At 67.1% G+C, this 11,757-nt stretch carries 6 protein-coding genes; all 6 read right to left on the bottom strand.

Annotated elements, in window-relative coordinates:
• Positions 1 to 86: 86 nt before the first annotated feature.
• Positions 87 to 425 (bottom strand): lipid-A-disaccharide synthase N-terminal domain-containing protein, encoded by a 339-nt coding sequence (locus tag QX128_RS00885; protein ID WP_315799908.1) that lies wholly within the window; start codon positions 423 to 425, stop codon positions 87 to 89.
• Positions 419 to 1,162, bottom strand: a complete 744-nt coding sequence (locus QX128_RS00880; protein WP_315799907.1) for a glycosyltransferase family 2 protein — start codon at positions 1,160 to 1,162, stop codon at positions 419 to 421. Before QX128_RS00880 ends, QX128_RS00885 begins: the two co-directional genes overlap by 7 nt.
• Before the next feature lie 94 nt (positions 1,163 to 1,256).
• Complete coding sequence (locus tag QX128_RS00875) at positions 1,257 to 2,048, bottom strand: phosphatase PAP2 family protein (protein WP_315799906.1); 792 nt, start codon at positions 2,046 to 2,048, stop codon at positions 1,257 to 1,259.
• Complete coding sequence (locus tag QX128_RS00870) at positions 2,049 to 3,791, bottom strand: glycosyltransferase family 39 protein (protein ID WP_316236444.1); 1,743 nt, start codon at positions 3,789 to 3,791, stop codon at positions 2,049 to 2,051.
• A gap of 51 nt (positions 3,792 to 3,842) precedes the next feature.
• Positions 3,843 to 6,065: a penicillin-binding protein 1C gene (pbpC, locus tag QX128_RS00865; protein ID WP_315799904.1), complete on the bottom strand. Its 2,223-nt coding sequence runs from the start codon at positions 6,063 to 6,065 to the stop codon at positions 3,843 to 3,845.
• The gene (locus QX128_RS00860; protein WP_316236443.1) at positions 6,062 to 11,284 is read right to left on the bottom strand and encodes an alpha-2-macroglobulin; all 5,223 of its coding nucleotides are present in this window, start codon (positions 11,282 to 11,284) and stop codon (positions 6,062 to 6,064) included. The genes pbpC and QX128_RS00860 overlap by 4 nt, the downstream gene beginning before the upstream one ends.
• Positions 11,285 to 11,757 lie beyond the last annotated feature (473 nt).

Here is an 11,757-nt window from a genome sequence, read left to right as displayed (position 1 = left end):
AGAGCTGGGCGCGAACTGCGATGGGAGAGGCAATGCCTGTCCTGCGCCAGCGAACATCCGCCCTGTGAACCTGAAGACGGCCCCGATCAATTGCTCAGCGTCTGGGATTCCCGCTGGCGGTTCTTGAAGATCAACATCACGTTGCGGACGTAGATGATGTTCGACAGCAGCTGGCCGAAGATGATGACCGGCTCGCGCTTCACGAGACCGTAGATCAGCGTCATCAGCCCTCCCCCGATCGAGAAGAACCAGAAGGCGATCGGCACCACGCTCTTGCCCGCGCGCTCGCTGGCGATCCACTGCACAAGGAAGCGCGCGGCGAAGGCCAGCTGGGCGGCAAGGCCGAACACCAGCCAGAAATCGAATTTGGCGACGAAGATGTCATAGAGATAGTTGCTGAACGCCTGCCCGAATTGAATCAGCATGATTTCACCTCGATCGCAACCGGCGTCGGCTTCTTGCGGCGGATCAGCCACCACACGCCGGCGAGATCCATGATCCCGATCCACAGCCGGTCGAAGAACCCGTAGTTCGACACGCCCGAATGCCGGGGACGATCGATCACGTCGATATAGGCGATGTCGTAACCCTCGCGCCGCACCAGGGCGGGAAGGAAGCGGTGCAGACCATCGAAATACGGCATCATCAGGAACACGTCGCGACGGACCGCCTTGAGGCCGCAGCCGGTATCGCGGGTGCCGTCATGCAGCACCGCATTGCGGATCTTGTTGGCCAGCCGCGACTGTAGCTTCTTGAAGCCGGTATCCTTGCGGCCGACGCGCTGCCCTGCGACGAGGCCGACGCCTGCACCGCCCTTTTCGAGCGCGGCAATGAGGTCGGGCAAGAACGCGGGATTGTTCTGGCCATCGCCATCCAGCGTGGCCACCATGGCGCCATGGGCCGCGCGGATGCCGCTACGAACCGCAGCCGATTGGCCGGTCGATTTCTCATGCCGCAGCACACGCAGGTTCGGCCGCCGTGCCATTTCCTCGGCGAGCCGCTGCGCGGTGTCATCGGTCGAGCCATCGTTGACGTAGATGATCTCGTAGGACCACAGACCATCGAGCGCCGCCGCGATCTCGGTGATCAGCGGAACGATATTGCCGGCCTCGTTGCGCACGGGAACGACGATGGAGACGGCAACGGGGGTTTCGGTCGACAAGATGAGAACTCGTAATGGCGTGACTGGACCGGTTGCTGCCCCGGGCGCTGCGGCGGAGGCTTCTTATGGGGCTTGGGGCCGCCTATCAACCCCTTTAGCGCGGTACGATTTGGCCGTCCTTGCCCAGGCGGAAACCCAGCCGCCGGGCTGCGAACCAGTAGCGGACCAGCATGGCGCAGGCCAATCCGACCACGGCGCCGGCGACCACATCGCTTGGATGATGGGCCAGCAGCACCAGCCGGCTCAGGGCGATCACGACGGCATAGATGAACGCGGGAACGCGCCATCGCGGCCAGACGGCGGCAACGGCGAAGGCCAGCGCAAAGGCCGTCACCGCATGCGCGGAGGGCATGCTGAAATAGGCAGGTGTGCCGTTGAACGGGTCGAAGTTGAAGGCATTCGCCTTGCCGCCGACGAAGGGACGGCCGCGGCCGATGATGTATTTCAGCACCTGAGCCACGAGCACCGAGCCCAGCACCGCGAAGAAGGCGTACTGAACGTGGGTGGCGAAATTCAGCAGGCGGCTGCGCGTGGCCTCGGGCCATAGCGGCGCGATCAGGATCGTCACGATGACGCCGACTGCCAGCAGACCCAGCACGTATTCATCCTGGCCGAACTCGGTGACGATGCGCCATGGCCACATGCTGGGGGTGCCGCGGGCGGGCATCAACCCGATCTCATAGGCATCGAAGGCAACCATCAGGATCACGATCGCGCCCAAACCGATGCCAATCAGCAGGAGAAGTTCGCGCCACAGACGCTGCCGGCTTGCTGCATCGGGCGCCGTCTGAGGCCGGCGCACCAGCCGTCCCAGCGAGAATTTGCCGACCAGCGCGAGCTGCGAGACATAGCCTGAGGAAGACGGAGAGGTGTCGGGCGCCGACATCTATTCGGTGCCCTCCGAGCGATAGATCGCGATCGAGACCGGGCGGCCCTGCGAGATGTTGTAGCCGTCGATCCGCTTGGCGACGTTGTAGCGCAGCCCGATCGCCTCGGCGCGCTGCACGAAGGCGCGCTCGGTGCGCTGCTCGACAAGCGCGAAGCGGCACGTGCCGTGGTTGAGGAAGTCGGCCGCCCCCGAGCCGTCGGTGAGCTGTGTCGAGGTTCCCGTCATGAACACGAGGCTCGGCTCCTGGAAACCTGCCGCCGCCGCCTTCGGCCCGACGCAGACCACGTTGCGCAGCGCGCGCGCAATCTCCGCGCTGGGAAACAGCGGCGTCAGCGCCGGCAGCACGGCGCCATACACCACGAACGCCAGGAACATCGCCGCCACGCCAGCATTCAAGAGCGAGCGCTCGGCACGGCCGTCGTCATAGAGCCACCAGGCGAACAGGCCGAAAATCAGCGATGCCGCCACGAACGGCCAAGCCAGGAACACCGGCTGATGCGCGACGATGATGGCGCCGATCACGGCCACTACCGACGTGATGGCGGGAATCGCGAACCACCAGGCTGCGCCGCGGCGCAGCCACGAGCGCGACAGCACCCGCCGCTCCAGCGCGCCCACGGTCAGGATGGCGATCGCCGGATACAGCGGCAGCACATAGTGCGGCAGCTTGGTCAGTACCGCCTCGAACACGATCCAGGAAGGCACCAGCCAAGCCAGCAGGAACTGCGCCCCCGGCTCGCGCCGCGCGCGCCACACGGCCGGAGCGGCCATCGCGGCCAGCGGCGCGCCGGGCCAGAAGGTGATGAACAGCAGCAGCAGATAAAGGCCGGGCGGTGCGCCATGCGACTCCTGGGCGCCGATCTTGCTCAGCATGTCGCCGCCCACGGAATCGGCAAAGAAGGTGTCGCCGGCGCGCAGGAAGATCAGCACGAACCAGGGCAGCACCAGCACCAGCATCCACATCAGCCCCCACAGAGGGCGCAGACGCGACAGCCAGCCGGCGCCGCGATCCATGATCGCCAAAGCCAAGATCGTCAGTCCTGCGAACATCAGGATCAGCGGGCCCTTGATCAGGATGCCGCCGGCGAGCGCCGTCCAGAAGATCGCAGGCGGTCCCCACGGCGGATGCACCGGATCCTCGCCGCGCTGCCACGACAGATAGACGCGCGCCAGGGCGCCCATCGCGGCCACAACGGTGAACAGCAGCATCGCGTCGGTCTTCGCGAGCCGGGCTTCCACCCCGAGCAGCACCGAGCAGCACATCAGAAGGGCGGCGAACACGGCGCCGCGCCGCGTCACGAACGACAGCGCGGTCCAATAGGTCAGCAGCACCGCGCCGATCGCGCCGATCAGCGAGGGAATGCGGTAGACCCAGATGCGCAGCTGCGCACGCGGCAGGCCGATCGCCGACGCCGTCTCGACCGCAGCCGATTGCAACCAGTAGATGCCGACGGGCTTCTTATAGCGCACGTCGTCCTGGAAACGGATGTCGACGTAATCGCCGCTCTCGACCATCTGCTTGGTCGCCTGGGCGAAGCGCGCCTCGTCACGGTCGATCGGCGGGATGGTGAAGAAGCCCGGCAGGAACAATAGCAGCCCGCAGACGAGCAGGAACGCCACCGCCCTGGTGTGGCTCACGGTGACGGCATCGATCATCCGCACCAGCCGATTGCCTGGATTGACCAGGTTCTTCGGCTCGCGCGGCTCTCCAAAACGGGGGCGGGCATAGGTCTCGACCATGGGGTTCCGAATACGCTGAAACCGCCATGCCGACAACCGCTTAGCGAACCCTCACTGGATTCTGACCACAACTGTGTCCGCAGCGCCCGTGGCATCGATCACGGTGAGGCGGGCAAAGCCCGGCCCGGGCGGATCGATCAGGCGCTGGCGCCGGCCGTCGATCTCGCCGACGGCCAGTCCATTGACCAGCATGGTCAGCGGCAGCACGCCCCCGGACACTTTCACCGGCATCACCGACGCCTCGCGTCCCGCGGATCGGTCGACATCGATCCGGGAGCCGTTCAGCGGGAACTGAATGTGCGGCGCCTGCTCTGCGCCGGTCCGCACCAATTCCCCGACCGGCCGGAACCGGCGAAGGGGCATTGGCAACTTTGAATTGCTGGCGACAAGCGCCCCTTTGGGCGCCTTTGGCAGTGTCGCCGGCAGCTTGCCGCTGCGGGCAAAAGCGTCGAACAGGATCGGCGCCGCGGCGACGCGGCCGATCAGGCCGGGCACCGGCGCACCATCGGGCCGGCCGACCCAAACGCCGATCGTGATGCGGCCGTCGAAGCCGACCGACCAGGCGTCACGATAGCCGTAGCTGGTGCCGGTCTTGAAGGCGATCCGGTTCCGGGCTGCGTTTTCCGGCGGCGGCGTCCCCAGCAGCACGTTGCCGACCTGCCAGGCGGCCGCCGAGTCCATCAGCCGCATCGGCTCGCGGGCGTTATCCTGCGCACCGTCAGCCGTCATGATCTCGCGCAGCGGCCTGGTGGTGCCGAGCCGCGGAAAGCCGGTATAGAGCTGGGCGAGGTCCTGCAGGGTCACACCGACGCCGCCAAGGCCCATGGCGAGGCCCGGGGCCTCGTCCTTCGGCAGCACCAGATTGCCGCCCGCCTGCTTCAGCCGCGACGACAGCCGGCTGGCGCCGACGCGGTCCAGCAGCACGATCGCCGGTACGTTCAGCGACAGTTGCAGCGCCTTGCGCACCGGCACCGTGCCCTGGAACGTCATGTCGAAATTCTCCGGCGCATAGGAGCCGAAGCGCACCGGGCGGTCCTCGATCAGGCTCTCCGGGTGCACGAAGCCGTCCTCGAAGGCGAGCCCGTAGATGAACGGCTTCAAGGTCGAGCCGGGCGAGCGCACCGCGCGAGTCATGTCGACCTGCCCTGCCCGCTTCTCGTCGAAATAGTCGGCCGATCCGACATGGGCGAGCACGTCGCCGCTGTCATTGTCGACCACGATGATGCCGACCGAGACGTTTGGTCCCAATGCGATGGCGCGATCGCGCGCCAGCGGCTCCAGCACCTTCTGCAGCGAGGCATCCAGCGTAAGGCGGATCATCGGCTGACCCTTGACGGCCGCCGAGGCCTGGTCGGCGGCATGCGGCGCCAGGATCGGCATCGGCTTGCGGAAGGTAGGCACGGCTTGCGCCTTCGCCTGCGCCGCGTCCTCGGCGGAGATCACGTTCTCCGACACCATGCGGTCGAGCACGCGGTCCCGGCCGCGTCGAGCGGCCTCGGGATGGCGGTCGAGCCGGCGCGTCTCCGGTGACTGCGGTAGCGCCACCAAGAGGGCCGCTTCTGCCAGCGACAGCCGCTTCGGCTCCTTGCCGAAATATGCGATCGAGGCGGCGCGGATGCCTTCGAGATTGCCGCCATAGGGCGCGAGCGTCAGATAAAGATCAAGGATCTCGTCCTTGCTCTTCTGATGCTCGAGCTCGAGCGCGCGCACGATCTGCCTGAGCTTGGCGTGCAGCGAACGCTGCCGTCGCGGCTCCAGCAGCCGCGCCAGCTGCATCGTGATGGTCGAGCCGCCGGAGACGATATGGCCATGCGAGCCGAGTTGGATCGCGGCCCGCGCCAGCGCGCGTGGATCGACGCCGTGGTGGTCGTAGAAGCGCTGGTCCTCATAGGCGAACAGCAGCTTCAGATAGGTCGGATCGACGTCCTTCTTCGCGCTGACCGGCAGCCGCCAGCGCCCGTCCGCCATCGCATAGGCGCGCAAGAGCTTGCCGTGGCGGTCGACGACGGTGGTGGACAGCGCCTCGGCCTCGCGCAGCGGCAGCGGGCCGAGGGAGATGGCGTAGGCGGTGAGTGCGAGAACGATTGCAACGATCGACAGGAGCGTACACACCAACAGCCGTTTGACGCCCCGCCCCCTCCTCCCGTCATGGCCGGGCTTGTCCCGGCCATCCACGTCGTGCGGAGGCAGCGTGGGTGCCCGGGACAAGCCCGGGCATGACGGAGTATGTGGCTCCGTCCTGCGCCCATCACCGCTCGTTCCAGCCTCGCTCATTTCGCCGCGCGGACCTCCACGGACCCCGTCCCGGTCCGACCATAGCGCGACGGATTGTACATGTCCTCGACATAGGCCTGCGGCAGCACGTATTTGCCGGGCGACACCGCGCGCACGACGTAAGCGACCGTAAACACGGACTTGGAATCCGCGGCGCGGTCGAGCGCGGCGGTGAAGCGGTCGTCGCGGAACTCGGTATTGACCGGTTCCTGGCCGTCCTCGATCCAGTCGAGCGTTCCGCTGTCTCCCGACGACACCAGATGCGGATTGTCGATCTCCAGCCCCGCCGGCAGATAGTCCGACACCATGATGTGCCCATATTCCGGCTTGGCCTCGGTGACCTTCAGCACGACAGCGAAACGGTCGTTCTGCTTCGCGGTTCTGATATCCGCCGGCTTGCCGTCGAGCGTGTAGTAGCCGCGCTCGATCTTGAAGCCGTTGGACGCCGCGGGCTCCGGCGTCAGCGGCGAGCCGGACACCGAGACCACCGCCTGCACCGGCGCATCGCCGGTATTGGTGATCTTCAGCGGCTGGCCTGAGAGCTCAGCCGCCTTGTAGCTACGGTACAGCGCCTGCTTCACCGCCTGGCCGTTCACGTCGAGCGTCAAGGTCTCCTTGGCGAGCGCCCGCGCCGCCAGCACCATCCACGCATTTTCCTGCGTCGAGGTGTAGGGCGTCAGCCCGCGCGCGGCCTCGACGCGGGCCACCGCCTGCGTCAGCGTCGCGCGCGGCGCATTGCCCTCGCCCGCCAGCGACACCAGCGCCGCGGCATCGCGCAGGTCGGAGCCGTAGTCGGTGCGGCCGAACACCAGCACCGGCTTCGGCGCGAGGCTGTCGGCTGCGGCACCATAGACCCGCTCGGCGCGGGCGCGATCGCCGACCAGCGCGAGCGCGGCGGCGAGTTGCGCCTTGGCAATTGGAGTTGCCAGATTGCCGAGCTTGGTGTCGGCGAGATAGCGCAGGTCGCCGATCGGCGCCGCGCCGTTGCGCGCCAGCACGTAGAGGCCATAGGCAAGATCGCGGCCTCCTGTCTTCTCCGGCTCCTCGGCATTGACCACCGAGTTCCTGACGCGATCCAGCGCGCTCTTGAACAGCACGTCGGGCACCGCAAAGCCCTTTTCGCGGGCGCGGGTCAGGAAGTCCGTCACGTAGGCGTCGAGCCAGGGATCATCGCCGCCGGCCGACCAGAGGCCGAACGAGCCGTTCGAGCCCTGCCGCGCCAGCAAGCGATCGATCGAGTCGCGGATGCGCTGATCGACCTCGGTGTCCATCGCCAGATGCGCGCCGGCCGCGAGCTCATTGACATAGAGCAGCGGCATCGCCCGGCTGGTGATCTGCTCCGAGCAGCCGTGCGGGTAGCGGTCGAGCGCCTTGAGGATCGTCGCCGCGTCGAGCGCGGTCGACAGTCCCGCCGACAGCGACACCGTGCCGGTGCCCGCCACGAGGTCGGAGAACATGTCCGACGTCAGCGTCAGGCTCTCGCCCTTGGCCAGCGTCCGGATCGAGCGCCGCGCCAGCACCTGCGTCGCCGGCTTGACGTCGAGCTGATAATGCCGCGCGAGGCTCAGCCCGTTCGGCCCCTTGATGTCGACGTCGAGCTGCGCCGTGCCGGTGCCCGAGGCGTCCAGCGGCAGGGTCGATGAGCCCCGCTGCTTGGCCGCGAGCTTCAACGTCACATTGGCATTTCCGGAGACCTTCACCGGACCGCTCGCCTTCACGGCCACGGCATAGTCTCCGGGCGCGCCCTCGACATTGTCGACGTCGAATGACAGCGTGCCGCGGTCGCCCGACAGCAGGAAGCGCGGCAAGGTCGCGGTCAACACCACGGGATCGCGCACGGTGACATCGATGTTGGCACGGCCGACCTTGGTCGCGCTCCACGCCACCGCCATCACGCGCGCCGTGCCCGCGAACTCCGGAATGTCGAAGCTGACCTCAGCCGTGCCGTCCGGTCCGACGGTGACGATGCCCGAATACAGCGCCAGCGGTTTCTGCGTCGGCGGCGAGCCCTGCAGCTCGGCGCCGCCGGAGTCACCGCCGGACCGGATCTGGCCGCGCGTGCCCTGCATGCCGTCGATCAGCTGGCCATAGAGATCGCGGATCTCGGCAGAGAGCTGGCGCTGGCCGAGATAATACTCGTCCGGCGCCGGCGGCTTATAGTTGGTGAGGTTGAGAATGCCGACATCGACCGCCGCGATGACGATCTTGGCGTCCTCGCCGGGATTGAGGCCGCCGATCTTGACCGGGATCTTCAACGCCGAGCCCGGCCGCACCAGTGCCGGAGGTGTCAGCGCGACATTCAACGTGCGCGCCGACTTGTCGATGCCGAACCAGGCAACGCCGAGCGCGCGGCCCGGCATGCGCTGCGCGGCCGCATCGAGCGGACGGCGCAAGGTCGTCACGACATAGGCGCCCGTGCCCCAGTCCCTGCCGACCGCGAGCTTGACCTGGTTGGTGCCTTCCTTGACCTCGGTGGTCTGCGTCGTCAGCAGCCGGTCGCCAAGCACGTTGACCGTGAGCTTGCCAGCGGTGCGCGCATTCACCGTCACCACCATGGTGTCGCCCGACTGGTACTGCGGCTTGTCGAGCGAGGTCTCCAGGAGGTCAGGCGTATCGGCGCTGCCCTCGGTGTACCAGCCGACGTCGAACTGCAGCGACGTCACTGGACCGTCGGCCTCGGCCGACTTGATGTCGAGCCGATAGCGTCCGGCCTCCGGCTGGAAGCTCAGCCGCGCCGGCTTGTTGGCGGCGATTGCGACGTCGCCGTCACCGACGCGTTTGGTCGACTTCACCGGCTCATACTCCCAATAGGAGTTCTGCCGGTACCATTGATAGCGCGACTCGATCTTCAGGAGCTCATAGCGCAGGCCATTGCGCGCTAGCATCTTCCCCTCGGGCGAGACGAACACGATTTCGAACTCGGCCTTGTCGCCCTCGCCGACACTCTTGCCGGAAAACGACGGCTTGATGCCGATCTGCGCCGCCTTGGGCGCCACGGGGAGCACCAGCTTGCGCTCGACGGCGCGGCCGCCGGTCTCGGCCATGCGCACGAAGATCTGCGCCTCCTGCGGCCGGCTCGACGACGGCGGCTTCGGCAGGCTGACCGGGAAGGTCGCCGCGCCCTTGTCGTCGGTCTCGGGCAGCCCCTCGATCGGCGTGCGCTCGTTGGAGGCGCTCTCCTCGTCGGCGACGCCGAACTGATAGCCGGGGAAGCCCGGCCGCTCCGAGGCCGTGGTCACCAGCAGGTCGCCTTCAAGCTGCAGGCCGGAGGCCGGCGCACCATAGAGGAAATGGCCGTCGACCTTCACCTCCACCGGAGTCTCTTCCTTGATCTGCTTGTCCTTGGAGGACAAGTCGAATTCCAGCCGCTCGGGGACGTAGTCCTCGACCATGAACGTGGTCTCGCCGACCGCCGTCCCCTTCGGATCGGTGAAGGCGCGGACGCGATAGGTCCCGGTCGGCACTGCCGAGTTCAGCGCCACGCTGAACGAACGGCCGCCAGCGCCCTGATCCGGCAGCACGGCGCGGCGGAACTCGACGCCATCGGGACGCTCGACGACGAGCGTCAGCGGCGTGCCGGTCATGGCGTTGCCCTTGCCGTCGCGCAGCAGCGCGGTGAGGTAGACCGTCTCGTTGGAGCGGTAGACGCCGCGCTCGGAATAGACGAAAGCGTCTGGCCCCGTGGGCGCCTCGCGCCCGGCGACGCCGCGATCGGACAGGTCGAAGGCGGACGTCTTCAGGCTGAGGAAGGCATAGTCGGTCTTCTCGCCCGATACGGTCAGCATCGCCGGCGACAGCCCCCCCTCGCCACGCGCCAGGCCCGTCTCGAACAGCACGTGGCCGGCGTCGTCGGTCTTGCGCGTCGCCAGGATCTCGTTGTTGCGTGCCACCAGCCGCACCTCGGCGCGCGCGACCGGATCGGTCGAGGCCAGCGAATTGACGAACACGTGAATGCCGTCATTGCCGGAGAACGCGGCGACGCCGAGATCGGAGACGATGAACCATTGCGTCGCGAGCTGGCCGCCGCTGTCCTCGTCACTGTTGCCGCTGGTCGGGCCCTTCGGCGCGGCCGTCATCACATAGACGCCCGGCTGCATGTCGCTCAGCGCCTGGTCGACCGGGAAGGCAGTGGTGACGTCCTGGTTCAGGGTCATCGCGGTCGACAGCTCGCCGCTCCACACCTTCATGCCGCGCTCGTTGCCGAGATCGGTGAGCTGGTAGCTCGACAGCGGACGCTGGAAGTCGCTGTCGATGACGGTGTTGATCAGGTTGCGGTCGCCGATCCGGAACACGTTGATATTGACCGCGGGCGTGTTGACGCTGACCAGCGGAATGCCCTTCTGCCCGGTGCGCGGCAGCACATAGGCCTTGCCGGTGAAGCGCACGAACGGCTTGCGGTCACGGACATAGATATTGAACTCGGCCGATTTCGGCAGGCTCTCCTTGACGCTAGAGGGCAGGCCGGCGCGCAGATTGATGTTGTAGCGCTCGCCATGCTTGAGTCCCTCGACGCAGAGCTGCTTGTCCTCCGAGGTCAGCGCCGGCTTGTCATTGCCGGCCTGTGCCACGAAGGGCGAAAAGTCGGTGCGCTTGGCCAGATCCTCGGAGAACTGGAAGCAGGCGCGCGGGCTCGCCGAGTCCGAATCCACGGTATAGTCGAGCAGCCTGAAGCCGTGCTCGTCGCGCATCCGCTCATACTGGCCGCGGACGTCGGCGACCTCACGGAGCTCGAGCGACATCCTGAGCGTATCCAGCGCCGGACGCCACAGCTTGCGCTCGGCCATGGTCTTTCCGAGCACCGCGAGCGCGTCGGCCTCCTCCCCGGCATTGCCGGCGCGCTGATAGGCGATGTAGGCCGCCGTCGAGGCGCGCTCGAGCAGGAAAGTCTGCTCCGACGAGTTGGCCGGCTTGATCTGGTTCAACACAGTGCGCGCCAGCCGCAGCCAGTTGCCGGAATCATCCGGCGCCGCGGTGGCGATCTGCCCGAGGATCTGCAGCCCGGTGCGCAGGTCGTTCCGGCGAAGCGCCGCGTCGGCGTCCGTGCGCAAGGTCGCCAGCGGCTTGTTCACCGCCCCCGCCTCGCTCTTGATCTGCGCCTCCAGCTTGATTGCGGCATCCGCCAGGTCGTCGCGCTTGAACGCCTTGTCGGCGGCGTGGGCAGAAGCAAGACCGAGCGCCATGATGGCGCAGAGGACGGCGGCGCGGACCAGACCGATCATGGGGCAGCTCCTTGGACGGCGATTTCGGCGGCTGTTCGGGACACGCGGAGGGATGTCCGTGTTTGGCCGATTCGTGGCGAGAATGGACGCGAAATGGTGACGGACTGATGGCAAAGGTTGCAGTGGACCGCTGAGCGGCCCGTCGCAGGCGCGATCATCGGCATGCACATGCGACAGGAAAATCTGTTCATCGACGGGCAATTCACGGGACATGGCATACAGACAAGCCGCGGCGGCCGCTGATCCGACGCCGCTGACGCGCAAATGGGGCGATAGACCCACCTCCGCCTCCGCTTGGTCTCCCCGGGCCTCCGTCGGGTTCGGCCGCTCTTGGCGAAACGGAAGATTTTTCATATGACCCGTGCTATGGAAAGCGCGCTGGCCGGACGTCGCCCTCCGGCACCCATCCCATGACGCTCATCCTCCGGACGTTCATCTTGGGATGGTCACCCGGCGATGCTCGTCTCGCGACG

Origin of the sequence: Bradyrhizobium sp. SZCCHNR1015, assembly GCF_032489875.1 — a bacterium.
Lineage (GTDB): Bacteria > Pseudomonadota > Alphaproteobacteria > Rhizobiales > Xanthobacteraceae > Bradyrhizobium.
Note: the sequence above shows the minus strand (reverse complement) of the source record. Positions and strands in the feature narration are given on the sequence as shown.

Excerpts from the sequence above, each read along its gene's own strand:
- QX128_RS00885 (WP_315799908.1), bottom strand. The coding sequence starts at position 425 with ATGCTGATTCAATTCGGGCAGGCGTTCAGCAACTATCTCTATGACATC.
- QX128_RS00875 (WP_315799906.1), bottom strand. The coding sequence starts at position 2,048 with ATGTCGGCGCCCGACACCTCTCCGTCTTCCTCAGGCTATGTCTCGCAG.
- QX128_RS00870 (WP_316236444.1), bottom strand. The coding sequence starts at position 3,791 with ATGGTCGAGACCTATGCCCGCCCCCGTTTTGGAGAGCCGCGCGAGCCG.
- pbpC (WP_315799904.1), bottom strand. The coding sequence starts at position 6,065 with ATGAGCGAGGCTGGAACGAGCGGTGATGGGCGCAGGACGGAGCCACAT.
- QX128_RS00860 (WP_316236443.1), bottom strand. The coding sequence starts at position 11,284 with ATGATCGGTCTGGTCCGCGCCGCCGTCCTCTGCGCCATCATGGCGCTC.